Source organism: Silvania confinis, assembly GCF_025564085.1.
Classification (GTDB): Bacteria; Pseudomonadota; Gammaproteobacteria; order Enterobacterales; family Enterobacteriaceae; genus Enterobacter; species Enterobacter confinis.
Genome location: NZ_JAMGZJ010000064.1, coordinates 1 through 24,874, shown reverse-complemented (window position 1 = coordinate 24,874; position 24,874 = coordinate 1). Strand labels below are relative to the sequence as shown.

The window sequence follows — 24,874 nt, the reverse complement described above, 5'->3', positions numbered from 1 at the left end:
GACGACTTATGGCTTATCAATCGCAAGACATTATTCGTCGCTCCGCGACTAACGGACTGACCCCCGCGCCGCAGGCGCGGGACCACCAGCTGGAGGTGGCGAAGCTTATCGACGTCACCACCTGTATTGGCTGCAAAGCCTGTCAGGTCGCCTGTTCCGAATGGAACGATCTGCGAGATGAAGTGGGTCACAACGTCGGGGTTTACGATAACCCCGCCGATCTGACCGCCAAATCCTGGACGGTGATGCGCTTCTCGGAAGTGGAACAGAACGACAAACTGGAGTGGCTGATCCGCAAAGACGGCTGCATGCACTGCGCGGATCCGGGCTGCCTGAAGGCCTGCCCGGCGGAAGGTGCAATCATTCAGTATGCCAACGGCATCGTCGATTTTCAGTCTGAGCAGTGCATTGGCTGCGGCTACTGCATTGCGGGCTGTCCGTTCGACGTGCCGCGCCTGAACCCGGAAGACAACCGCGTCTACAAATGTACGCTGTGCGTCGACCGTGTGACCGTCGGCCAGGAACCGGCCTGCGTTAAAACCTGCCCTACCGGCGCCATTTATTTTGGCTCCAAAGAGGACATGAAAACGCTGGCAGGCGAGCGCGTAAGCGAGCTGAAAACCCGGGGTTACGACAACGCGGGCCTGTACGATCCGGCCGGGGTTGGCGGTACGCACGTGATGTACGTGCTACACCACGCCGACAAGCCGAATCTGTATCACGGCTTGCCGGAGAACCCGGAAATCAGCGCCACGGTTAAGTTCTGGAAAGGGATCTGGAAGCCGCTGGCAGCGGTCGGTTTTGCCGCCACATTCGCCGCCAGTATCTTCCACTATGTCGGTGTCGGTCCTAACCGCGCAGACGAAGAGGAAGACAACCTGCATGAAGAGAAAGACGAGGTGCGCAAATGAAAAGACGTGACACCATCGTGCGCTATACGGCGCCGGAGCGTATCAACCACTGGGTCACCGCCTTCTGCTTCATGCTGGCGGCGATAAGCGGGCTGGGGTTCTTCTTCCCTTCCTTCAACTGGCTGATGCAGATCCTCGGTACACCACAGCTGGCACGCATCCTGCACCCGTTCGTCGGGGTGGTGATGTTTGCTTCGTTCATCATCATGTTTTTCCGCTACTGGCACCACAACCTAATCAATCGGGAGGATATCTTTTGGGCGAAGAATATTCGTAAGATCATCGTCAACGAGGAAGTGGGCGATACCGGACGCTATAACTTCGGCCAGAAATGCGTATTCTGGGCGGCGATTATTTTCCTGGTACTGCTGTTGGTGAGCGGGGTGATCATCTGGCGTCCGTATTTTGCGCCTGCTTTCTCAATCCCGGTGATCCGATTTGCGTTAATGCTGCATTCATTTGCCGCAGTGGCGTTAATTGTGGTTATCATGGTGCATATTTACGCCGCCCTCTGGGTGAAAGGCACCATTACCGCGATGGTGGAAGGATGGGTGACTAAGTCGTGGGCGAAGAAACATCACCCGCGCTGGTACCGGGAAGTCCGCCAGAAACAGGATAAGCCATCTGAATGAGTATTCGCATAATCCCGCAAGATGAGCTGGGTTCGAGCGAGAAACGCACGGCGGAATCTATTCCGCCGCTTCTGTTCCCCAGACTGAAAAACCTCTACAACCGCCGCGCTGAACGTCTGCGCGAGCTGGCAGAGGATAATCCCCTCGGCGATTTCCTGCGCTTTGCCGGACTTATCGCCCACGCGCAGGAAGTGGTGCTGTACGACCATCCACTGCAAATGGACCTGACCGCGCGCATTAAAGAGGCGAACGTGCAGGGCAAACCGCCGCTGGATATCCACGTTCTGCCGCGCGACAAGCACTGGCAGACGCTGCTGCATTCGCTGATCGCTGAGCTAAAACCCGAGATGAGCGGCCCGGCACTGTCGGTTATAGAGAATCTTGAGAAAGCCTCTGAGCAGGAGCTGGAGCTGATGGCAAGCGCGCTGTTTGCCGCCGACTTTGCTTCCGTCAGCAGCGATAAAGCGCCGTTCATCTGGGCGGCCCTGTCGCTTTACTGGGCGCAAATGGCCAGCCTGATCCCCGGTAAAGCGCGAGCCGAATACGGTGAAGCACGTCAGTTCTGTCCGGTTTGCGGTTCGATGCCGGTCTCAAGCGTCGTGCAAATCGGTTCTAAACAGGGCCTGCGCTATCTGCACTGCAACCTGTGCGAAACCGAATGGCACGTGGTGCGCGTTAAATGCAGTAATTGCGAGCAATCCCGCGATCTGAACTATTGGTCGCTGGAGAACGAGCAGTCGTCGGTGAAAGCCGAAAGCTGCGGCGATTGCGGCACTTACCTGAAGATTTTGTATCAGGAAAAAGACCCGAAAGTGGAAGCCGTCGCTGACGATCTCGCCACCCTGGTGCTGGACGCGCGCATGGAGCAAGAGGGCTTTGCCCGCAGCTCGATCAACCCGTTCCTGTTCCCGGGTGAAGGGGAGTAGCCTTCGGCAAGAGTGCCGGGCAGCGTGTGCTTGCCCGGCCTACAAATGATAGGGTGAAACCACGCCTGCAATCCCCGCAAAGTCTTTGGTATTTCGTGAAATTAACGCGCAATTTCTGCTCTGGGCAGTCGCCAGGATGATGGCGTCGGGAAGTTTCATCCCGTGCTTCTCGCGAAGTGATACACTTCTTTCCGCAATCTCTCGCGACACGTCGATAATCTCAAAAGCACCCATCACTGCCGCCGTTTTGGCTTCATGACCGTGCTTACGTGCACCCACCATGACTTCCATCCAGGTGATGAGACTGATCGCCCGATGTGATGCCGTGCGTTCAATCGCATCCGCAGCCTCCATGCGATTATTAAAGAGGTCGATGAGAATATTGGTATCAAACACTGCCGTGTGCTCCATGATTACCACTCCTCACGGAGTTTACGTTCATACTCCAGCCCATCTTCTTGCTGATTACCCCACAGGCCAAGCGCATCGCGGATCACTGAAGCGTTCTGCTGCTCCAGATATAGCTCAATGGCCTCTCGCAGCAATTCGGCACGCGGCTTGTTACGCAGTTGTTTCAGGTTATCCAGTCGTTGAATAACATCATCAGACAAATCGATCAGTATTCTACCCATATCAAGATCCGCCAAAACACTCATATATCACCTTAGTATATCATCGACGGTTAATTTTCAGGCAAAATACACCCAAACAATTTAGGGTTGAAGCACATTAGAACGACAGTTTTTAATTTTGCGAGCCACTTTCCATAATCTCATCCCAACCTGAATCCTCTGTTTTCATCTGTATAAAATCCAGTTATAAGACTGTATATCCATACAGATAAAGAGATAGTTTTATGGCATTGGAAAAGGGTATTGATAAGCTGGTTCAGGATTTTATTGCAGCAGGGCGGCCTTCTGCTCGGAATCAGAATATTGATCTTCGGCGGGCAGGGTACGTTGCCAGCAGAGTACTTGCCGGAAAAATGGAGACACGTGTAAAAGTGGAAACGCTCGAATTGGAAGGCATCGTCTTCTGCGTATTTTCACCACTCAATGCACCAGAAACACTTCCTGCAGTTATTTACTATCACGGCGGCTGTTTTATCAGCGGTGGCTTTAATACCCATGATAATCAGCTCCGCCAACTGGCATTCTACGGTAACTGTCGGGTCATTGCGGTTCAGTACCGGTTAGCTCCCGAGCATACCTTTCCTGCTGCGCATGATGACGCGGAGAAAGGCGCTAATCTGGTCAGGCAATATGCAGAATTTTTTGGCGCAGATAAACATCGTCTCACACTGTGCGGAGACAGTGCTGGTGGCCATCTGGCGCTGGTGACGTCATTACGGCTTAAAGCTGCAGGAACATGGCTACCCGCGCAGCTTATTCTTATTTATCCCATGCTTGATGCCACAGCGTTCTTTGAGAGTTATACCCGCAATGGCCTGGATTATGTCATCACTCGCGATGCGCTACTCAGCGGCTACGAAATGTATCTGGCTACAACCGAACGCCAACATCCAGAAGCCAGTCCGCTATGGCGTGATGATTTTAGCGGTCTACCGCCCGTACACATTATTACTGCTGAGTTTGATCCGCTATGTGATGAGGGCGAGGCTCTCTTTAAGAGGTTGACAGAGCAGAACGTGGTGTGTACTGCTCAGCGATGGCAGGGCGTGATCCACGGGTTCTTTCAACTGGCCGATATCAGCCAGTCAGCCAGAGATGTGATGAAAGATATCGCATGGCGAGTGAGCACAGCCCGGTAATGCACCGGGCTCGCTGAAGCTACTCCTCCTCGTTCCCACCTTCTTCATACGCGCCGTACGGCTTCGCCGGGAGAACGAGATAAGTGCCTTCGAAAATCGCACCGGATTTGTCGTCGCCGAAAAGCTCTACCTGCATCTGAACCCTGGCTTTACGTCCTCGCGCCAGGCGGTCGAGATCGCCGCCCAGGGAGCCTAAATCCGCAATCGCGCTCGGCTTTCCGGTGATCGGGCGGCTGTAACGGATATGGGCATCGGCCAGGATGATGGTGCCGCCAAGGTGGCGCTCACGCAGCATCAGCCAGATAAGCCCCCAGCCCGTCAGCGTCGCCAGTGAGAACAGGCTGCCGGCGAACAGGGTATGGTGCGGATTCTGATTGCCAATTTCCGGCATGGTGGTGATAAATTTCTGCCCGGTATACTGCTGAATGCGCACGCCCATCTTCTCGCTCAGCGGAATGTGCTGATACCAGGCGTGCTGCAACTGACCGCACCAGTCGGCGCGATGCAGAATATCATCCAGTGAGGCGATCGGTTTGATCATCAGAAAGTGGCGGATCGGAGTGGTTTGCGGGGTGGTGATTTCACCTTGATTCACGAAACCGAGCTTGCCGAAGAACTCGACGGCATCTTCGCGCGCACTACAGGTCACGCGCTTAACGCCCTCCTGGCGAGCAACAGACTCCAGCGTCATCGCAATCAGCGTGCCCAGCCCTTTATCCTGCACGGAAGGGTGCACCGCCATAAAGCGAATCGAGGCTTCGTAATCCGCATTGATGTACAACCGCCCCACGGCAACCAGGTTGCCCTCTTCGTCCATCACCATCTGGTGATGCGCCATGGCATCCCAGGCGTCGCGCTCAGACCCTTGTGGTTGATGCAGGGGCTTACGCAGCATTTCCCAGCGGAAATGGTAGTAGAGATCTAATTCTTCTTCCGTTTGCGGTACGCGAAGGTGATACATAGCTGTACTCTCTCTGGTTACCCGCGACAATGCCGTCAGTTCGCTCATACCTGTAACCAGAAGGTGACAGGGCCATCGTTCACCAGCGAAACCTGCATATCAGCAGCGAATCGTCCGGTCTGTGTATGCATTTCTTGTTGGCGGCAGCGTTCAACAAAGTATTCGTATAACGCCTCTGCCCGATCCGGCGCAGCCCCTTTCGAGAAGCCCGGGCGCATGCCGCGTTCGGTATCTGCCGCCAGGGTAAACTGCGAAACCACCAGCAGGCTGCCACCCGCCTGCTGAACATTGAGGTTCATTTTGCCTTCCGTATCGCTGAAGATACGGTAACCCAGCACGCGTTCGCATAAACGGTTGGCTTTTTGCTCGTCGTCATCCTTTTCGACACCTAACAAGACTAAAAGTCCCGCGTCAATTTCACCCGTCACCTCTCCCTCCACGGTGACGCTGGCACGGGTTACGCGCTGAATTAATGCAATCATGGTTGATCTGTTTCTCGTTGTCTTTCGTCTTCTGCAGCTTTTTTTAGCTCGCGGTATACCCCGAGAGTGACAGTAATTTCCGCACCAAGCAAGACGATACACCACGTCCAGTAAACCCAGAGGAATAAAATGGGGATCACCGCCAGCACGCCATAAATCAGCTGGTAAGAGGGGAACATGGTGATGTAAAGCGCAAACCCTTTCTTGCCCAGTTCGAACAGCAGCGCAGCCACCAGCGCCCCAATTACCGCATCCCGGTTGGGTACGCGCGTGGTGGGGACGACGCTGTAGAGCAGCCAGAATGAGAGCCAGGACAGGATCAGCGGGAAGATACGCAGCACGTCGTCAATCACACTGTCGAGATCGCTGGCCCAGCGCAGCGACAGCAGATAGGAACTGATGGCCAGGCTTGCCCCGGCCAGCAACGGACCCAGCGTTAATATCATCCAGTAGACGGCAAAGGAGTACACTTTCGGTCGCGCTTTTTTGCTGCGCCAGATGGTATTGAGCGCGCTATCAATGGCATACATAAGCAGCAGCGCCGTGAAGATCAATCCAATCGACCCGACTGCTGTCATCTTGCTGGAGTTAGCGACAAACTGCTCGATGTAATTCTGAATGACATCCCCGGTTGCAGGGATAAAGTTGGCAAACACGAAATGTCGCAGCTGCAAACTGACGTCGGCAAACATCGGAAAGGCGGCAAAAAGGGCAAAGATCACCGCCACCAGCGGCACCAGGGACAACAATGACACGTAGGCAAGGTTACCTGCCAGGGTGGTCATGTTGTCCTCATCGATGCGGTGCCAGAGCAGTTTTAGCCACGCACGCAGTGGCCTGGTATGATGGCTGGCTTTTTGATGAACGGTTTTTAGCATAACTGCTTCGCAAAGTAGTCGGGGATTGTCTGTTTTCCGGTCACCAGAATTGACGTTATTCCCAACGTGTTAGCACCCTCTATATTATCGGCGTTATCATCGAAAAAGACCGCATCGGCCGCCGGGTATCCTTCAGCCTGCAGCACAGCCTGATAGATTCGCGCTTCCGGCTTGCGCATCCCCATCTCCTGGGAAAGATAGATTTTATCCGCCGCCGCTTTCACGTCGGGGTATTCATCTGGCCAGAAGGTGGTGTGCAGACGGTTGGTATTAGACAGCACCACCACACGATGCCCCTGCTCGCGCAGTTTGTGCATGATGGCAATCACTTCAGGACGAATACCGACAAAGATCGCCTGCCAGCCGTGGGCAAATTGTTCATAGCTGAGCGGCAGATCCATCTCGTGACAGAGCTTTTCGGCAAAAACCTCATCAGAAATCTCACCGCGCTCATGCTGATGGAAAGCCTCCCCCATCGTGAAGCTTTGCTTTAGCGTTGCCAGCGGAACGCGACTGAAATCACTCCAGCTCCCCAGCACGCGGTTGAAGTCGATATCGACGATGACATTTCCTAAGTCAAAGATATAAAGCATGTTTATCTCCCTTTGCGCCATGAAGAATTAACTTTAGCGGGAAAGATACACTTTGGCTATGCGCCGGATTCCGCTTAGAGAAAGAGAAATAAAAAACCCGACGCAGCGTGAGTCGGGTTGTTAAACGGAAGGCGTTAACCTGCTGGTTGCTCGTCGCTGGGACGACGATAACCGCGAGCAGTACCGCATTCGCTTAGGGTTACGTTATTCGTTCTAATAAAAAAAGCCGCTGATAATCAGCGGCTTTTTACTGTGCGGATGGCGATAACGCTCACCCGGCCTACGCAACCTCAATGAGGCTTCGTATTAGTCGCGAGGACCACGGCCTGCACGTTTACGGTCGTTCTCGGTCAGGTGACGTTTACGGATACGTACGGAGGTAGGGGTAACTTCTACCAGTTCGTCGTCATCGATAAATTCCAGAGCCTGCTCAAGAGACATCTTCAGTGCTGGAACCAGCGTGGTGGCTTCGTCAGTACCGGAAGCACGCATGTTGGTCAGTTTCTTACCGGTCAGGCAGTTTACAGTCAGGTCGTTAGAACGACTGTGAATACCGATGATCTGGCCTTCGTAAACTTCTGCACCGTGACCCAGGAACAGCTTACCGCGGTCCTGCAGGCTGAACAGTGCGAACGCAACTGCTTTACCCTGGCCGTTAGAGATCAGCACGCCGTTCTGGCGCTGGCCGATTTCACCCGGTTTAACGTCATCGTAATGGCTGAAGGTGGAGTACAGCAGACCGGTACCGGAAGTCATGGTCATGAACTCGGTACGGAAGCCGATCAGGCCACGTGCCGGGATCAGGTAATCCAGACGGATACGACCTTTGCCGTCAGGGATCATGTCTTTGACATCGCCCTTACGCTCGCCCATCGCCTGCATCACAGAACCCTGGTGCTGTTCTTCGATATCCAGCGTCACGTTCTCGAACGGCTCTTGCATACGGCCATCGATCATACGGTTGATTACTTTCGGACGGGACACAGCCAGTTCGAAGCCTTCACGACGCATGTTTTCGATAAGCACAGACAAGTGCAGCTCGCCACGACCGGATACACGGAACGCGTCCGCATCTTCGGTTTCTTCAACACGCAGTGCCACGTTGTGCACCAGCTCTTTGTTCAGGCGGTCAAGGATCTGACGAGAGGTAACAAATTTACCTTCTTTGCCACAGAACGGAGAGGTGTTGACGTTGAAGAACATGGTTACAGTTGGTTCATCAACAGACAGCGCTGGCAGCGCTTCGACGTTCTGCGTATCGCAGAGGGTGTCGGAGATGTTCAGCTCGCCCAGACCGGTGATAGCGATAATATCGCCCGCTTCGGCTTCGGTGGATTCAATACGCTCCAGACCGAGGTGAGTCAGCACTTTACCGACTTTACCGTTACGTGTTTTACCTTCGCTGTCGATCAAGGTGATCTGCTGGTTAGGTTTAACGCGACCGCGCTTGATGCGACCGATGCCGATTACGCCAACGTAGTTGTTGTAATCCAGCTGGGAGATCTGCATCTGGAACGGACCGTCAAGGTCAACGCTTGGTGCTTTAACGTGGTCAACGATTGCCTGGTACAGCGGGGTCATGTCTTCCGCCATATCAGTGTGCTCGTTACCCGCGATACCCATCAATGCTGATGCATAGATGATTGGGAAATCGAGCTGCTCGTCACTGGCGTCCAGGTTAACGAACAGGTCGAAGACCTGATCCACAACCCAGTCAGGACGCGCGCCAGGGCGGTCAACTTTGTTGATAACCACGATTGGCTTCAAACCATGGGCAAATGCCTTTTTGGTTACGAAGCGCGTCTGCGGCATTGGGCCATCCATTGCGTCAACGACCAGCAGAACGGAGTCTACCATGGACATTACACGTTCAACTTCACCACCGAAGTCGGCGTGCCCTGGGGTATCAACGATGTTGATACGGTAGTCATTCCATTTGATAGCGGTGTTTTTAGCGAGGATGGTAATCCCACGCTCTTTCTCCAAATCGTTGGAGTCCATCACGCGTTCGGTGGCTTCAGCACGTTCATTACTGAAGGTACCGGATTGCTGCAGCAGCTTATCAACCAGGGTAGTTTTACCATGGTCAACGTGCGCGATGATGGCGATATTACGCAGATTTTCGATCACAACTTTGCCTCAGGCATTTAGAAATAGCGCGTTATTGTACACGGATTAAGCGCACTACAAAACAGGATCACAAACATCCCCCGCAAACAAGTATTGCAGAGATGCTTTGTGATCGCTTTCACGGAGCGGTAAAAGGGCGCCTTAACATAAATTGCACCAATATGGTGCCCAATGTTCACATTGAAGCACTATACTGGTGCAACAAAACCATTCTGGTGCAGCCCTTTTGCACTATGGTGTGCATGATAACGCCTTTTTGGGGTGTTTTAAAAGTTGGCACAGATTTCGCTTAGTAAAAATACGGCAAAAAAAGGCAACAACGCCTGCCTTACACAGAATTTGAAGACCTCGTTACCACGACGACAATGACCAATCTGGAGAGTACGTATGTCCGCTGAACACGTTTTGACGATGCTGAACGAACATGAAGTGAAGTTTGTTGATCTGCGCTTCACTGACACCAAAGGTAAAGAACAGCACGTCACTATTCCTGCACATCAGGTAAATGCCGAATTCTTTGAAGAAGGCAAAATGTTTGACGGCTCCTCGATTGGCGGCTGGAAAGGTATCAACGAATCCGACATGGTTCTGATGCCAGATGCATCTACCGCGCTCATTGACCCGTTCTTCGAAGAGTCTACCCTGATCATCCGTTGCGACATCCTCGAGCCAGGCACGCTGCAGGGCTACGACCGCGACCCACGCTCTATCGCAAAACGCGCTGAAGAGTACCTGCGCTCAACTGGCATCGCAGACACCGTTCTGTTCGGGCCAGAGCCAGAGTTCTTCCTGTTTGACGACATCCGTTTTGGTTCGTCCACTTCCGGTTCCCACGTTGCTATCGATGATATCGAAGGTGCGTGGAACTCCTCCACCAAATACGAAGGCGGCAACAAAGGCCACCGTCCAGCAGTGAAAGGCGGTTACTTCCCGGTTCCTCCGGTCGATTCTTCACAGGACATCCGTTCTACCATGTGTCTGATCATGGAAGAGATGGGCCTGGTTGTTGAAGCACACCACCATGAAGTTGCAACAGCTGGCCAGAACGAAATCGCCACCCGTTTCAACACCATGACCAAAAAAGCGGACGAAATTCAGATCTACAAATATGTGGTTCATAACGTCGCGCACCGTTTCGGTAAAACTGCGACCTTCATGCCAAAACCAATGTTTGGCGATAACGGTTCCGGTATGCACTGCCACATGTCTCTGTCCAAGAACGGCGTAAACCTGTTCTCTGGTGACAAATATGCCGGTCTGTCCGAGCAGGCACTGTTCTACATCGGCGGCGTGATCAAACACGCTAAAGCGATCAACGCCCTGGCTAACCCGACCACCAACTCCTACAAGCGTCTGGTCCCGGGTTACGAAGCACCGGTTATGCTGGCTTACTCTGCGCGTAACCGTTCTGCTTCCATCCGTATTCCGGTGGTTGCTTCTCCGAAAGCACGTCGTATCGAAGTGCGCTTCCCGGACCCGGCAGCTAACCCGTACCTGTGCTTCGCAGCACTGCTGATGGCTGGCCTTGACGGTATTAAGAACAAGATCCACCCTGGCGAAGCCATGGACAAAAACCTGTACGACCTGCCGCCAGAAGAAGCAAAAGAGATCCCACAGGTTGCCGGTTCTCTGGAAGAAGCACTGCAGGCACTGGACGCAGACCGTGAGTTCCTGACTGCGGGCGGCGTGTTCACTGACGAAGCAATCGATGCTTACATCGGTCTGCGTATCGAAGAGAACGACCGTGTTCGCATGACGCCACACCCGGTTGAGTTTGAACTGTACTACAGCGTTTAATCGATAAACGCGGTCGCGCGACTTTTTCAGCGCGACAGCGATAGCCGTTTTTTGTTGCCGTGGAAACTTTTCAGCCCATCTTCGGATGGGCTTTTTTCTCCACCAACAAGCTGATCTTATGCGCTTTTTTCGTCAGAAACGCTATACTGCACTAAATTGGTGCAATCAACTCCAGGAGACTGCTGTATGGCAACTGGCACCCTGCCCGATGCTGGGCAGATCCTCAATTCTCTTATCAACAGCATTTTACTGGTCGACGACGATCTGGCCGTGCATTACGCCAATCCTGCGGCCCAGCAGCTGCTTGCCCAAAGTTCACGCAAGCTGTTTGGCGCGCCGCTTCCCGAGCTGTTGAGTTATTTCTCGCTGAATATTGGCCTGATGCAGGAGAGCCTGCAGGCGGGGCAAGGATTTACGGATAACGAAGTCACGCTGGTGATCGACGGACGCTCGCATATTCTGTCCCTGACCGCCCAGAGACTGCCGGAAGGGCTGATCCTGCTGGAGATGGCGCCGATGGATAATCAGCGTCGCCTGAGTCAGGAGCAGCTTCAGCATGCCCAGCAGATTGCGGCCCGCGATCTGGTACGTGGCCTGGCCCATGAAATTAAAAACCCGCTCGGCGGCCTGCGCGGGGCAGCACAGCTGTTAACCAAAGCTCTGCCCGACCCGGCGCTGGCAGAATATACCAACGTCATCATTGAACAGGCTGACCGGCTGCGAAACCTGGTGGACCGCTTACTCGGCCCGCAACAGCCCGGAATGCACGTCACCGAAAGCATCCATAAAGTTTCAGAGCGTGTCGTTAAGCTGGTATCAATGGAGCTGCCGGAAAACGTCAGGCTGGTGCGTGATTACGATCCAAGTCTGCCGGAACTGCCGCACGATCCCGACCAGATAGAGCAGGTATTACTGAATATTGTGCGTAATGCCCTGCAGGCTTTAGGCGCGGAGGGCGGCGAAATAGTGCTGCGCACCCGCACCGCGTTTCAGCTCACCCTGCACGGCGTGCGCTACCGTCTGGCGGCACGGATTGACGTTCAGGATAACGGTCCGGGCATTCCCTCGTATTTACAGGACACGCTGTTTTACCCGATGGTCAGCGGCCGTGAAGGCGGGACCGGGCTTGGATTATCGATTGCCCGTAATTTGATAGATCAGCATTCCGGCAAAATTGAATTTACCAGCTGGCCGGGTCATACCGAGTTTTCGGTTTACCTGCCAATCAGGAAATAGAGGGTTAAGTTATGCAACGAGGGATAGTCTGGGTAGTTGATGACGATAGCTCCATCCGCTGGGTGCTTGAACGGGCACTGACGGGCGCAGGATTAAACTGCACCACTTTTGAAAGCGGCGCTGAGGTGCTTGATGCCCTCACCACCAAAACCCCGGATGTGCTGTTGTCCGATATCCGCATGCCGGGAATGGACGGCCTGGCGCTGTTAAAACAGATTAAACAGCGTCACCCAATGCTCCCGGTCATCATAATGACCGCGCATTCCGATCTGGATGCTGCCGTTAGCGCCTACCAGCAGGGCGCGTTCGATTATCTGCCAAAACCCTTTGATATCGACGAAGCGGTGGCACTGGTTGAGCGGGCGATCAGTCATTATCAGGAACAGCAGCAGCCGCGTAACGCGCCGGTGTTCGGCCCGACGACGGATATCATTGGCGAAGCGCCGGCCATGCAGGATGTGTTTCGCATCATTGGCCGTCTGTCACGTTCGTCGATCAGCGTTTTGATTAACGGGGAATCAGGGACCGGGAAAGAGCTGGTTGCTCACGCCCTGCATCGCCACAGCCCGCGCACCAAAGCGCCGTTTATCGCCCTGAATATGGCGGCTATTCCCAAAGATTTGATTGAGTCCGAGCTGTTTGGTCACGAAAAAGGGGCATTTACCGGCGCGAATACCATTCGTCAGGGCCGCTTTGAGCAGGCTGACGGCGGGACGCTGTTCCTGGATGAGATCGGCGATATGCCGCTGGATGTGCAGACCCGACTGCTGCGCGTGCTGGCGGATGGCCAGTTTTACCGTGTGGGCGGCTATGCGCCGGTAAAAGTCGACGTGCGTATTATTGCCGCGACGCACCAGAATCTGGAGCTGCGCGTGCAGGAGGGTAAATTCCGTGAGGACTTATTCCACCGTCTGAACGTGATCCGCGTTCACCTGCCGCCACTGCGCGAGCGTCGGGAAGATATCCCGCGTCTGGCGCGTCATTTCCTGCAGGATGCGGCGCGCGAACTGGGCGTCGAAGCAAAACTGCTGCACGCAGAAACAGAAGCTGCGCTGACGCGTCTGGCCTGGCCAGGCAACGTGCGTCAGCTGGAAAATACCTGCCGCTGGCTAACGGTGATGGCAGCGGGCCAGGAAGTGTTGATCCAGGATCTCCCTCCTGAACTCTTTGAAACCCATGTTCCGGAAAGCAGCACCGGTCAGACATTGCCTGACAGCTGGGCTACGCTGCTGGCGCAATGGGCCGATCGGGCGCTGCGTTCCGGTCATCAAAATCTGTTGTCCGAGGCGCAGCCCGAAATGGAGCGCACGCTGCTCACCACCGCGCTGCGTCATACGCAGGGCCACAAGCAGGAAGCGGCCCGCTTGCTCGGCTGGGGACGCAATACCCTGACGCGTAAGCTAAAAGAGTTGGGAATGGAGTAACTGAACGATGTTCTGTTAGCCCGGGAAGCGCTAGTGCCACCGGGCAGGACCGTTAAATGACGCGAGAAAACTGCTGCATCCGCGCTTTCTGACGCAGATAGGCATCAAAACACATGCAAATGTTGCGGATCAGCAACCGGCCTTTCGGCGTAACCTGAATGGTCGTATCAGTCACATCCACCAGCCCATCTTTCGCCAGGGGTGCCAGCAGTTTCAGGTCATCGGCAAAGTAGTCGCTAAAGACCAGATCCCACTCGCGTTCCACAGCCGAGAAATCCAGGCAGAAATTACAGATCAGCGCCTTAATCACATCCCGGCGGATGCAGTCATCGCGGGTGAGTGCGATCCCGCGCCACAGGGCATTGCCGGTGTCATCCACCTGCTGATAATAGTGCTTCAGCTCTTTCTGGTTCTGCGCATAGCAGTCGCCAATCATGCTGATAGCCGAGACGCCCATCCCCAGCAAATTGGTATCTCCCTGCGTGGTGTAGCCCTGGAAGTTACGATGCAGCACACCCTCGCGCTGGGCAATCGCCAGTTCGTCATCGGGGCGGGCAAAGTGATCCATGCCGATAAACTGATAACCTGTCTCGGTCAACGAGGTAATGGTTTCCTGCAAAATATCCAGCTTTTGCTGGGCAGAAGGCAGGTCGGCATCTTTGATTTTGCGTTGAGCGGCAAACAGCGTCGGCAGATGCGCATAGTTAAACACGCTCAGGCGATCCGGATTCAGCTCCGCCACCCGTTTCAACGTAAAAGCAAAGCTTTCTGCGGTCTGCTTGGGCAAGCCATAAATCAGGTCGATATTGGTTGAGGTAAAACCGATTTCACGCGCATGGTTGAGCAGCGCAAAGATAAATTCTTCATCCTGCTCGCGATTTACCAGCCGTTGGACCTCTTTATTGAAGTCCTGCACGCCCATGCTCAGGCGGTTAAACCCTTCGGCACGCAGATGATCGATGACGTCCAGTTCGATTTCACGCGGGTCGACTTCAATAGAGATTTCCGCATCAGCATCGAAGCGGAAGTTTTCCCGCAGCAGATCCATCAGGCGGCTGATTTGCGCTTTATTGAGGTAAGTTGGCGTTCCGCCGCCCCAGTGGAGTTGGCTGACATGACGGCCAACGAACTGCGGCGCGCGATGGAGAATCTCTTGCTCAAGTGCATCCAGATACTGATCGGCTTTATGCTGCTGGCGAGTCACTATTTTATTGCAGCCGCAGAAGTAGCAGAGCTTGTGGCAGAACGGAATATGCACGTAAAGCGAAAGCGGACGGTCAGGGTAACGTGCGACCGCCTGCTGAAATTGGGGATCACCAAAGGCGTCGGAAAACTCCAGCGCGGTGGGATAAGAGGTATAACGCGGCCCGGAATAGTTATATTTTTGGATCAGGGCCAGATCCCAGTCGATGGTTGCTACAGACATGCTCACTCCTTCCGATGGTGTCGCGTTCGTATACGGCGGCCCGTTCTGGCACTAGTACGTGTCAGAACACGGGTGCGCAGCCACTTCTGTCGCCGCGACAACCGCCGTAGTTTAACGAATAACCACACCAGATAACATATAACCGGAAGGGTTATAAGCAGGACCGTAAAGCCCACCGGGTGCAAATGTTAGTTTCCACCTTTCAGGAGACGCATCATATCTTCCTGCTTTTCGTCTTCTTCTTCTTCGTCTTCATCATCGTAAGACAGGCCAAGCTGCTGCATCAGTTCATCAATACGATCCAGTCGGGTATCAACCCAGGACTGCTCTTCAGCATTCAGGGCTTCGCCCGCTTCAAGACGTTCCAGCAGCGCGTCCAGGCGCTCATCATTCTCCAGCAAATCCAGCTCAGCCTGCGGTGAAAGCATAGGTTTCTCGCTCTTCGGTTTGTGCTGCTTGGCCACTGGTGCGTTAGTCACACCCAGTGGGATCGGGGTTTTGCTGCCGATACGCGGGTCTTTCACTTGCTTTGAGTTTTTCCCAGACGTACCTGAGGATTCACCGCTCGCGCGGCTGCCCGCAGTGTGACCACTGTGCTTTTTATCGCGTTTGCGATCGCGTGCTTCCTGGTTCAGTTCTTCGCGAGTTTTACGGTGCGCTTTTGCGGAGCTTTTGCCACGCGGTGCGGAAGTCGGTTTTTTCATGGTGTCTTATCTTAAGCCGTTTTCATCAGTATAGAATTGCGGCGAAATCTAGCAGAAAGCAAGCAAAGAAAAAAGGCGACAGAGCAATCTGTCGCCTTTTTTCTTGACTCAAAACCCTTAACGGGTCTGACAATCCCTGTTTGCCTACAACCAACCCTGTTTTTCCTTCAGCGGTACCGTCCCTGATACAATCCTTTTCCTTTTACCCACGCCTCCTGGCGCATGTCTTCCTGACTGTCCTTTGTCTTCGCCTCCTGGCGCTCCTGACCCTTTTCCTTAAGTCCGATTCCTGTTGGCATCCTCGCCGTTGACAGCTACTTTACCTTCTTCGGCTAAACCTACAAGCCACTCAAGCTGACTATTGGCCATTTTCAGATTAGACCTAAAGGTTAATAATTTGATTTAAATGATTTTTATATTTAAACACCCTGCGATTTCTCTTAAATCTCTCATGCGTTGAATGGCATATATCCTACAAATCCAGTGGTTATTGCTTACAGTCATTTGCCGATGTCCAAAGCCTTTTGCCCGCGTTCAGGTATAATCCTCTCAACATTAAGATTTTGGAGAACAACCCGTGACTAACTGGAATTATCAACAGACGCATTTTGTCACCAGTGCGCCTGATATTCGCCATTTGCCCTCCGATACGGGTATTGAGGTCGCCTTTGCTGGCCGTTCTAACGCTGGTAAATCCAGCGCGCTGAATACGCTGACCAACCAGAAAAGCCTGGCGCGTACCTCAAAAACACCTGGCCGTACCCAGCTGATTAACCTTTTCGAAGTTGCTGAGGGTAAACGCCTGGTGGATTTACCGGGCTATGGCTATGCACAAGTACCGGAAGAGATGAAGCTTAAGTGGCAGCGCGCGCTGGGTGAATATCTGGAAAAACGCCAGTGTCTGAAAGGGCTGGTGATCCTGATGGATATCCGTCATCCGCTTAAGGATCTCGATCAGCAGATGATCAACTGGGCTGTGGAAAGCGAAATTGCCGTGCTGGTGCTGTTAACCAAAGCCGATAAGCTGGCCAGCGGAGCGCGTAAAGCGCAGGTGAATATGGTGCGTGAGGCAGTACTGGCGTTCAATGGTGATGTGCAGGTTGAGCCCTTCTCCTCGCTGAAAAAGTTGGGTGTGGACAAACTGCGTCAGAAACTGGATGGCTGGTATAACGACCTGGAACCCGCGACAGAAGCGGAAGAGTAACAAGATGCGCGGCGATGTCCGCGCTTTTTTTGCAGCTATTTTTTCTTTGCCGCAATAAAAAACGCCCCAGTCATTACTGACTGGGGCGGCTAAAATATTCAGCCAAATCCGATTACGTGAAGTAAAAGGTCTGAAAGATAGAACATCTTACCTCTGTACCCTACGCGAATAACTCTACTCTTTTTTAAACAACTCACAAAGCACTTTTTGTAGTTTTTTTTCATTCTTTACATAGGGAATTCTAATGATCATCACAAAACGTTCTACGTTATGTTGTTTAGTTACAGAAAAGCGCAAGTAACGTAAATGCCTAGTGAGCTTGATCCCAGTTTTCGCCGCTGCCCACTTCCACCAGCAAAGGCACATCCAGCTTGACGCTGTTCTCCATCAGCTCGTGGATCTTTTCCGATACGGATTCCAGATCGTCTTTATGCACTTCGAACACCAATTCATCGTGCACCTGCATGATCATCCGCACCCGTGGACGCTCGTTCTCCAGCCAGGCGTCGACGGCGATCATCGCACGTTTGATGATATCTGCTGCCGTTCCCTGCATCGGGGCATTGATGGCTGCACGTTCAGCCCCTGCCCGGCGGGCAGCATTACTGGATTTGATGTCCGGTAAGTAGAGACGACGCCCTTCCAGAGTTTCGACATAGCCTTTTTCTTTCGCCTGCGCGCGGGTGCTCTCCATATATTCCAGCACCCCCGGATAGCGTTCGAAATAGAGATCCATGTACTTCTGCGACTCTTTACGCGGAATATTGAGCTGGCGGGAAAGACCAAAAGCACTCATCCCATAGATCAGACCAAAGTTAATCGCTTTTGCACTGCGACGCTGTTCGCCGGTCACGCTATCCAGCGGCATACCGAAGACTTCAGCTGCCGTTGCCCGGTGAATATCTTGCCCTTGTGCAAAAGCGGTCAACAGTCCTTTATCGCGGGAAAGATGCGCCATGATGCGCAGCTCAATCTGCGAGTAGTCGGCAGAGACGATGAGGTAATCCTGCGGGGCAATAAACGCCTGACGAATACGACGCCCCTCTTCATTACGCACCGGAATATTTTGCAGATTCGGATCGGTAGAAGACAGACGACCGGTGGCGGCCACCGCCTGGTGATAGGACGTGTGCACGCGACTCGTTTTCGGGTTGATCATCAGCGGCAGCTTGTCGGTGTAAGTCGATTTTAGCTTTGCCAGCCCGCGGTACTGGAGGATCACTTTTGGCAGCGGATAGTCCAGTGCCAGCTCCTCAAGCACCTCTTCCGAGGTGGATGGCGCTCCACCCGGGGTTTTCTTCAATGGCTTAATACCCTGTTTTTCAAACAGGATGGCCTGTAGCTGTTTAGTCGACGAAAGGTTAAACGGTTCACCGGCAATCTCGTGCGCTTTCTGCTCAAGTTCAGCAAGTCGCAGCGCGATCTCTTCAGAGTGCTTATGCAGTACGTACGGATCGATTTTAACGCCATTGCGTTCAATCCGGGACAGGACCGGTACCAGCGGCATCTCGATATTCTGGAATACATTCAGCGGCCCGGCGTCTTTTTGCAGTTTTGGCCACATCTTTAAATGCAGCTGCAGGGTGACATCCGCATCTTCTGCGGCATAACGCCCGGCCTCTTCCAGTGCGATCTGGTTAAACGTCAGCTGATTCTTACCTTTGCCGGCAATCTCTTCAAAGGTAATCGTTTTATGCTTCAGCCAGCGATCGGACAGCGAATCCATGTCGTGACGACCGGCAACGCTATCCAGGTTATAGGATTCCAGCATGGTATCGAAGGCGATACCGCGCAGCTCGATACCGTAATTTTGCAGGATACCGCGATCGTACTTCAGGTTTTGCCCAACCTTGAGCGCCTTTTCGTCTTCCAGGATTGGCCTGAGCAGTTCCAGCACGCGCTCGCGGGAGAGTTGGTCAGGGGCATCCAGATAGTCGTGAGCGACCGGCACATAGGCGGCAACGCCGGGTTCCGTGGCAAACGAAAGTCCCACCATATTGGCGGAGATATTGTCGAGGCTATCGGTTTCGGTATCAAAAGCGAAGACCGGGGCTTTTTGCAGCTTTTCGATCCAGCTTTTTAGCTGTGCTTCATCAAGGATGGTTTCGTAGCGTTCAAAGGAGAGTACGCTGGCCTCTTCTTCAGACTCCGCCTGCGCTTCAACCACGAGGGCTTCTTTGGCTTTAGCCGTCGGTTTTGCACCTTTCGCCTGCAGCCATTTCCCCGCCTCAAGGTCGGTAACCCAGCGTTTGAATTCGTACTGTTTAAACAGATCCAGCAGTTCATCTGCGGCGGGTTGTTGTACTTCCAGCTGTTCGCAGGTCAGCTCCAGCTCCACGTCCGTTTTAATGGTCGCCAGCTGGTAGGAAAGGTAGGCAACCTCTTTATTTTGCTCAAGTTTGGCGGCCATCGTTTTGGCGCCGCGGAAGGTTAATCCGGCAATTTTATCCTGTTCGCGATACAGTGTATCCAGTCCGCCAAGGCCCTGAAGCAGGGCTTGCGCGGTTTTCTCACCCACGCCCGGTACGCCAGGAATGTTGTCGGAGGAGTCGCCCATCAGCGCCAGGAAATCAATGATCAGCTCTGGCGGCACACCGTATTTGTTCGCCACCTCTTCAGGCCCGAGAATGGTGTTGGTCATCGTGTTAATCAGGGTGATCCCTGGCGTGACCAGCTGTGCCATGTCTTTATCACCGGTACTGATCAATACCGGGCGCCCCTGTTTCTCCGCTTCACGCGCCAGCGTGCCGATAACATCGTCAGCTTCTACGCCTGATACAGCCATTAACGGCAATCCCATCGCTTTTACCATCTTATGCAAGGGCTCAATCTGCGCACGCAGATCGTCCGGCATCGGTGGTCGATGTGATTTGTAATGCTCAAACAGCTCATCCCGGAAAGTTTTTCCTTTCGCGTCGAAGATCACCGCCGCATGGCTTGGCTGATACTGCAGGATCAGACTACGCAGCATATTTAGCACGCCATACATTGCGCCTGTTGGCTCACCCGCGCTGTTCGTCAGTGGGGGAAAGGCATGATACGCCCGATACAGGTAAGAAGAGCCGTCGACGAGAATAAGGGGGTGTTCGGGGATCTGAACCATAATGTCCGTGCCTTTGAGTAATTTATAGATAAAGGATGCCACAGAAGGATGAAAACATCAGTTTTTCAGGAAAAATACAGCCAAAGATTTTGCGATCGTCAGGATCGCTCGCAAATTAATTCTGTGGATAAGTTTGTGAGTAATTTCTGGAGGGTGGAGAAATCCGGTGAATAGAAGATCCTCGGATTAATAATTATCTTTTTCTATCAATAAATTATAGATCGATCGCGATCTCATATTTCTGGTTGATGACATTTTACTCCATGTGGATATAAGCCGCACCTGGATCGGATGACCGTGTGTTTATACGCTCTGGGCGCAAATCCACCCTCGCGCTACGTTAAAGCGCCATCCCGGGTTCATTTTCTGGTAAAATCAGCGCCCGATGTCTGTTTATCAGGCATAAATCATAGCTAACCACCTGAAAACATTCATCATGTCGAGATTCCTGGCTGCGATAATCCTTCTGTTAAGTATCGCATTAACTATTCTGGTTACCATCGCCTGTTCTGTGCCGATCATCATCGCCGGAATCATTAAGCTGCTATTACCCATTCCTGTCATCTGGCGTTACGTCTCTGCCTTCTGTAATTTTATGATGTACTGCTGGTGCGAGGGTCTGGCGGTGCTGATGCACCTTAATCCGCATTTGAAATGGGATGTTCAGGGGCTGGAAGGTCTGAATAAGAAAAACGGGTATCTGCTCATCTGCAACCACCACAGCTGGGCCGACATCGTGGTGTTATGCGTGCTCTTTCGCAAACATATTCCGATGAATAAATACTTCCTTAAGCAACAGCTTGCCTGGGTGCCTTTTATTGGCCTCGCCTGTTGGGCGCTGGATATGCCGTTCATGAAACGCTATTCACGTAGCTACCTGATTCGCCACCCTGAGCGTCGCGGGGAAGATGTGGAAACAACGCGCCGCTCGTGCGAGAAGTTTCGTTCCCACCCCACCACGATCGTTAACTTTGTTGAAGGCTCGCGCTTTACCGAAGAGAAACAACGCCAGACGCGCTCACCCTATAAAAATCTGCTGCCGCCAAAAGCAGCCGGCATTGCGATGGCCGTTAACGTGCTGGGTCAAAAGTTCGACAAATTATTGAACGTCACCCTCTGTTATCCCAAAAACGACAGCACGCCATTTTATGACATGTTAAGCGGAAGGTTAACGCAGATCGTGGTGCGTATTAACCTGGTTCCTGTGGCAGAGGATTTACACGGGGATTATGTGAACGATAAGAACTTTAAGCGACGTTTCCAGCTCTGGCTGAACGCCGTGTGGAATGATAAAGACGGGCAGATTGATCACATCAAAGCGCAATACAACAACGCCGGTCATTGACCGGCGTTTTTTTATTACTTCTTCTCAACCAGATATTTCACTGTGTCAGCATACTGCTGCACAAAGATATCCATGCTGCTGGTATCTATACCCTGCATATTGAGCTGGTATTTACCGTTAACATACATCGCCGGTACGCCACGCAGCTGCAGGTCGGCTGCCGCTTTTTCCTGCTGAGCAACCAGTGATTTCACGACAAAGCTATTCCAGGCTGCATCGTATTCTTCACCTTTGATACCCGCATCAACAAACACTTTACGAATATCAGCCGTAGTTTGTACGGTTTGGGTTTTCTGAACCGCTTCAAACATCGGTGCAGTGATTTTGTCTTCCACGCCAAGTGCCTGCGCAACCGCCCACGCCTGAGTCAGGTCTTTGCCCAAAGGACCAAGAAACTCAACGTGGTATTTGGTCATTTTGGTGCCTTCTGGCAGCTTTTTCTTCACGCTATCGGAAACGTGCAGAACCTGCTCGAACTCATAGCAGTGCGGGCAGTAAAATGAGAAGAACTCGAGAACCTGAGGTTCTCCGGCAACGGGTTTTTCGAGGGTAATATACTGCTTACCATCGGTGAACTGCGCAGCCGAGGCGCTAAAAGCCAAAATCATACCTGCCAGCGCCAGCCATATTTTTTTCATGCTCAACTCTCTCCTGGGTGTGTTCGATTAATACATTGGCGTTAATTGCAAAGGGGGTTCCTGTAGAACCTTTACCTGTTCAACAAATGTGGATATCTGGTTACGCCAGTAATCTTCCCCGGTCAGCCACGGGAAGTTTCTGGGAAACGCGGGGTCGTCCCAACGCCTGATTAACCATGCAAGATAATAAACAAAACGCATGGCGCGTAAAGGTTCTATCAGCGCAATTTCGTCTGAATCGAAGGGGGTGAACTCTTCGTAAGCTTCAATAATGGTTTCGAGCTGCATCCTCTGTTCGGCTTTATCGCCGTTCAGCAGCATCCAGAGATCCTGAATGGCAGGCCCCATTCTCGCATCATCGAGATCAACAAATAATGGCCCATCGCGCCAGAGAATATTTCCTGCGTGGCAGTCACCGTGCAAACGCAGCATTTTTACGTTTTCATCCCAGCGCGAGATAACGGCGTTAATCAGGCCATCAGTCGCCGCAAGGAATGCCGCTTTCAGCCCAGCAGGAATGAGCGTAGCGGTTTCAAACAGCTGACGTGGTTCGAGCAAATATTCCTGAATACCGATTGTAGGGCGCGCAATAAAACGGTTTTTGTTACCTGTCTGATGAATGCGCCCTAAATAGCGGGCAACCCATTCCATCTGGTCGATATTATCAGCTTCAAACTGTCGGCCTCCCAGGCTGGGAAATACAGCGAAATAGAATCCCTGGTGCGTCAGGAGCGTCTGATGATTGAATTTTAGCGGCGCAGCAACCGGAACCTCATCGGCCAGAAGGTCGAGTGAAAACTGGTGCTCTTCCTGAATCTGTTCCACAGACCAGCGCTGCGGGCGATAAAATTTCACCACGAAGCGCTGGCGATCCTCATCCTGAAACTGATAGACGCGGTTTTCATAGCTATTTAAGGGAGTCAGTCCTGAGTCCACCCGAATGCCCTGTTCAAACAGCGCATCCATAATGGTATCCGGGTGTAAGGTCTGGAAAGTAAAAGCCTGGTCGTTCATCCGATCATCCGGAAATTATACGAATGATTGAGGATATCATTTAACGGCGTTTTCAGTGGCTGCTCTTACAAGCTTTTACTCTTTAATTACGCCACGCGCGCGGAGTAATGCCGTTTTGAAATCTTCTTCATAGTCTTTCTGAATGCCAGGGATCACCGCATCTTTACCGGAATCACGCATTTTCAGATGATAGATCAGGATGTCATCAGAAAGGTCGGCCAGATCGCCGTCATAACCTGACTCCTTCGCCAGTTTCTGTAAAAATTGCATCAGATTAAGCTCTGGTTCTTTTTGCCAGGCAGGCTGGAGGAGTTCAATAACTTCGTTGAGACGTTTACATTTCATGGTAATACTCCTTTCATTGAGAGTGACACGTTATCAGGGTCAATCCCACAATAAAAGAGGCGATATTTTTGAGTGAGATAAGCAAAATCACCGGCGTGGTACTGGCCGGGGGCAAGGCGTCGCGGATGGGAGGAACAGATAAGGGTTTGCAGGAACTCAACGGCAAACCCTTATGGCAATACGTTGCCCAGACGTTGCAAAAGCAGGTCACCACGTTGGCTATCAGCGCCAACAGAAATATCGCGACTTATCAGGAAAGTGGGTATGCCGTCTATCCGGATCGTCTGGCAGATTATCCGGGCCCTCTTGCCGGCATGCTGTCCGTGATGCAGCATTCGGATGCGCAATGGTTTCTGTTTTGTCCGTGTGATACGCCTTTTATACCCGATTGCCTGGTCGCGCGCTTTATTGAACAAATTGAGACTTCCCCCGTCGTCTGGGCGAGTGACGGAGAGCGCGATCATCCAACGATTGCGCTCATGAGCCGTCAGCTCCTGCCGCTATTACAGGATTATCTGGCATCAGGAGAGCGGCGGGTTATGGTCTTTATGCGCCAGGCTGGCGGCCATTCCGTTGATTTTAGTGATATGAAACAATCACTTATTAATATTAATACGATTGAAGAGATACATAACATTCAGAGGCAACCATGATCCCTGTTTTAGCCATTGCTGCGTGGAGTGGGACGGGAAAAACAACCCTGCTGAAAAACGTTATCCCGGCTCTATGTGCAAAAGGTATCCGCCCTGGGCTTATTAAGCATACGCATCACAATATGGATGTTGATATACCAGGGAAGGATAGCTATGAGCTACGCAAAGCCGGCGCAGCACAAACGATAGTAGCCAGCACTCAGCGCTGGGAAACACCCGATCAGGAGAGGGTAAATCTGGCTTATCTTATCAGCAGAATGGACCATGCAGCATTGGATCTGGTATTGGTTGAGGGGTTTAAGCATGAAGCAGTGTCGAAAGTGCTGCTATTCCGAAGTGATGCCGGGCATGATGTCAGTGAATTAACGCTGGATGAGCACGTCATCGCGGTCGCCAGTGATATTCCACTTTCGCTTAATGTACCGGTGTTGGATATCAATGATACGGGGGAGATCGTTGATTTCATCCTGAGATGGTTGACGGCTTCGTAGACCGGGCAGATGCAGTGGCGCCCGGTAGTTTTTTCGCTTTTTGTCATAACGCAAAAAGGCCATCCTTGCGGATGGCCTTTTTACTTATTTGATGCCTGGCAGTTCCCTACTCTCGCATGGGGAGACCCCACACTACCATCGGCGCTACGGCGTTTCACTTCTGAGTTCGGCATGGGGTCAGGTGGGACCACCGCGCTAAAGCCGCCAGGC

The 24,874-nt window shown here is 52.6% G+C and carries 25 protein-coding genes and 1 rRNA gene; 11 read left to right on the top strand and 15 right to left on the bottom strand.

The genetic code is table 11. The annotated features are described in order from the left end of the window. The first annotated feature begins 8 nt into the window (after nt 1–8). The 3 genes from fdxH to fdhE are packed head-to-tail and all read left to right on the top strand — an operon-like array spanning nt 9 to nt 2,469. On the top strand, nt 9–911 hold the full coding sequence (gene fdxH, locus M8013_RS02330; protein WP_271266225.1) for a formate dehydrogenase subunit beta: 903 nt from the start codon (nt 9–11) through the stop codon (nt 909–911). Beyond that, on the top strand, nt 908–1,543 hold the full coding sequence (fdoI, locus tag M8013_RS02325; RefSeq protein WP_271266224.1) for a formate dehydrogenase cytochrome b556 subunit: 636 nt from the start codon (nt 908–910) through the stop codon (nt 1,541–1,543). The genes fdxH and fdoI overlap by 4 nt, the downstream gene beginning before the upstream one ends. Then, entirely contained in the window at nt 1,540–2,469 is a 930-nt protein-coding gene (gene fdhE, locus M8013_RS02320; RefSeq protein ID WP_271266223.1) for a formate dehydrogenase accessory protein FdhE, read from the top strand. The genes fdoI and fdhE overlap by 4 nt, the downstream gene beginning before the upstream one ends. A 39-nt stretch (nt 2,470–2,508) precedes the next feature. Here fdhE and M8013_RS02315 read toward each other — a convergent pair whose 3' ends face one another. Together M8013_RS02315 and M8013_RS02310 are read right to left on the bottom strand one after the other, a co-directional pair. After that, nucleotides 2,509–2,880: a type II toxin-antitoxin system VapC family toxin gene (locus M8013_RS02315; protein WP_271266222.1), complete on the bottom strand. Its 372-nt coding sequence runs from the start codon at nt 2,878–2,880 to the stop codon at nt 2,509–2,511. 2 nt (nt 2,881–2,882) lie between these two features. Further along, complete coding sequence (locus M8013_RS02310; RefSeq protein WP_271266221.1) at nt 2,883–3,125, bottom strand: ribbon-helix-helix domain-containing protein; 243 nt, start codon at nt 3,123–3,125, stop codon at nt 2,883–2,885. A 200-nt stretch (nt 3,126–3,325) separates the two neighbouring features. Here M8013_RS02310 and M8013_RS02305 point away from each other — a divergent pair, with 200 nt between their 5' ends. Next, on the top strand, nt 3,326–4,240 hold the full coding sequence (locus M8013_RS02305) for an alpha/beta hydrolase (protein ID WP_271266220.1): 915 nt from the start codon (nt 3,326–3,328) through the stop codon (nt 4,238–4,240). Between the two features lie 19 nt (nt 4,241–4,259). Here the strand turns inward: M8013_RS02305 and fabY are convergent, their stop codons facing one another. The 5 genes from fabY to typA all read right to left on the bottom strand — a co-directional run bounded on the left by fabY (nt 4,260) and on the right by typA (nt 9,284). Further along, complete coding sequence (fabY, locus tag M8013_RS02300; RefSeq protein WP_271266219.1) at nt 4,260–5,201, bottom strand: fatty acid biosynthesis protein FabY; 942 nt, start codon at nt 5,199–5,201, stop codon at nt 4,260–4,262. Nucleotides 5,202–5,245: 44 nt separating this feature from the next. Beyond that, nucleotides 5,246–5,683 carry a D-aminoacyl-tRNA deacylase gene (dtd, locus tag M8013_RS02295; RefSeq protein ID WP_271266218.1) on the bottom strand — a complete coding sequence of 146 codons (438 nt, stop codon included), beginning with the start codon at nt 5,681–5,683 and terminating at the stop codon, nt 5,246–5,248. Next, complete coding sequence (locus M8013_RS02290; RefSeq protein WP_271266217.1) at nt 5,680–6,561, bottom strand: virulence factor BrkB family protein; 882 nt, start codon at nt 6,559–6,561, stop codon at nt 5,680–5,682. Before M8013_RS02290 ends, dtd begins: the two co-directional genes overlap by 4 nt. Continuing rightward, on the bottom strand, nt 6,555–7,154 hold the full coding sequence (gene yihX / locus M8013_RS02285) for a glucose-1-phosphatase (protein ID WP_271266216.1): 600 nt from the start codon (nt 7,152–7,154) through the stop codon (nt 6,555–6,557). The genes M8013_RS02290 and yihX overlap by 7 nt, the downstream gene beginning before the upstream one ends. A 306-nt stretch (nt 7,155–7,460) precedes the next feature. After that, nucleotides 7,461–9,284 (bottom strand): ribosome-dependent GTPase TypA, encoded by a 1,824-nt coding sequence (typA, locus tag M8013_RS02280; RefSeq protein ID WP_271266215.1) that lies wholly within the window; start codon nt 9,282–9,284, stop codon nt 7,461–7,463. A 387-nt stretch (nt 9,285–9,671) separates the two neighbouring features. Here typA and glnA point away from each other — a divergent pair, with 387 nt between their 5' ends. From glnA to glnG, 3 genes are all read left to right on the top strand, one after another. Continuing rightward, on the top strand, nt 9,672–11,081 hold the full coding sequence (gene glnA, locus M8013_RS02275; RefSeq protein WP_271266214.1) for a glutamate--ammonia ligase: 1,410 nt from the start codon (nt 9,672–9,674) through the stop codon (nt 11,079–11,081). 186 nt (nt 11,082–11,267) lie between these two features. Beyond that, a complete protein-coding gene (gene glnL, locus M8013_RS02270; RefSeq protein WP_271266213.1) occupies nt 11,268–12,317 on the top strand; it encodes a nitrogen regulation protein NR(II) in 1,050 nt (349 codons plus the stop codon). Between the two features lie 11 nt (nt 12,318–12,328). Next, complete coding sequence (glnG, locus tag M8013_RS02265; RefSeq protein ID WP_271266212.1) at nt 12,329–13,741, top strand: nitrogen regulation protein NR(I); 1,413 nt, start codon at nt 12,329–12,331, stop codon at nt 13,739–13,741. 52 nt (nt 13,742–13,793) lie between these two features. On the opposite strand, the gene hemN is transcribed toward glnG, so the two are convergent. Both hemN and yihI read right to left on the bottom strand, forming a co-directional pair. Beyond that, the gene (hemN, locus tag M8013_RS02260) at nt 13,794–15,167 is read right to left on the bottom strand and encodes an oxygen-independent coproporphyrinogen III oxidase (RefSeq protein WP_271266211.1); all 1,374 of its coding nucleotides are present in this window, start codon (nt 15,165–15,167) and stop codon (nt 13,794–13,796) included. Nucleotides 15,168–15,355: 188 nt separating this feature from the next. Continuing rightward, the gene (gene yihI / locus M8013_RS02255) at nt 15,356–15,871 is read right to left on the bottom strand and encodes a Der GTPase-activating protein YihI (RefSeq protein ID WP_271266210.1); all 516 of its coding nucleotides are present in this window, start codon (nt 15,869–15,871) and stop codon (nt 15,356–15,358) included. 577 nt (nt 15,872–16,448) lie between these two features. Between yihI and yihA the strand changes: the two genes are divergently transcribed. Then, a complete protein-coding gene (gene yihA, locus M8013_RS02250) occupies nt 16,449–17,075 on the top strand; it encodes a ribosome biogenesis GTP-binding protein YihA/YsxC (RefSeq protein ID WP_271266209.1) in 627 nt (208 codons plus the stop codon). A gap of 98 nt (nt 17,076–17,173) precedes the next feature. Here yihA and spfP read toward each other — a convergent pair whose 3' ends face one another. Both spfP and polA read right to left on the bottom strand, forming a co-directional pair. Beyond that, the gene (spfP, locus tag M8013_RS23685; protein WP_071892919.1) at nt 17,174–17,221 is read right to left on the bottom strand and encodes a small protein SpfP; all 48 of its coding nucleotides are present in this window, start codon (nt 17,219–17,221) and stop codon (nt 17,174–17,176) included. 164 nt (nt 17,222–17,385) lie between these two features. Beyond that, nucleotides 17,386–20,178 carry a DNA polymerase I gene (polA, locus tag M8013_RS02245; protein WP_271266208.1) on the bottom strand — a complete coding sequence of 931 codons (2,793 nt, stop codon included), beginning with the start codon at nt 20,176–20,178 and terminating at the stop codon, nt 17,386–17,388. Between the two features lie 436 nt (nt 20,179–20,614). Here polA and M8013_RS02240 point away from each other — a divergent pair, with 436 nt between their 5' ends. Further along, nucleotides 20,615–21,523: an acyltransferase gene (locus M8013_RS02240; protein WP_271266207.1), complete on the top strand. Its 909-nt coding sequence runs from the start codon at nt 20,615–20,617 to the stop codon at nt 21,521–21,523. Between the two features lie 14 nt (nt 21,524–21,537). On the opposite strand, the gene dsbA is transcribed toward M8013_RS02240, so the two are convergent. From dsbA to M8013_RS02225, 3 genes are all read right to left on the bottom strand, one after another. Further along, the gene (dsbA, locus tag M8013_RS02235) at nt 21,538–22,161 is read right to left on the bottom strand and encodes a thiol:disulfide interchange protein DsbA (RefSeq protein WP_271266206.1); all 624 of its coding nucleotides are present in this window, start codon (nt 22,159–22,161) and stop codon (nt 21,538–21,540) included. A gap of 27 nt (nt 22,162–22,188) precedes the next feature. Then, nucleotides 22,189–23,175, bottom strand: coding sequence for a serine/threonine protein kinase (locus tag M8013_RS02230; protein ID WP_271266205.1), 987 nt, complete (start codon nt 23,173–23,175; stop codon nt 22,189–22,191). Nucleotides 23,176–23,250: 75 nt separating this feature from the next. Then, nucleotides 23,251–23,520, bottom strand: a complete 270-nt coding sequence (locus M8013_RS02225; protein WP_271266204.1) for a YihD family protein — start codon at nt 23,518–23,520, stop codon at nt 23,251–23,253. A 68-nt stretch (nt 23,521–23,588) separates the two neighbouring features. Here M8013_RS02225 and mobA point away from each other — a divergent pair, with 68 nt between their 5' ends. After that, entirely contained in the window at nt 23,589–24,173 is a 585-nt protein-coding gene (mobA, locus tag M8013_RS02220) for a molybdenum cofactor guanylyltransferase MobA (RefSeq protein WP_271266203.1), read from the top strand. Next, nucleotides 24,170–24,664, top strand: coding sequence for a molybdopterin-guanine dinucleotide biosynthesis protein MobB (gene mobB / locus M8013_RS02215; protein ID WP_271266202.1), 495 nt, complete (start codon nt 24,170–24,172; stop codon nt 24,662–24,664). The genes mobA and mobB overlap by 4 nt, the downstream gene beginning before the upstream one ends. 93 nt (nt 24,665–24,757) lie before the next feature. Here mobB and rrf read toward each other — a convergent pair. Further along, nucleotides 24,758–24,873 (bottom strand): 5S ribosomal RNA (rrf, locus tag M8013_RS02210). Nucleotide 24,874: the final 1 nt, after the last annotated feature.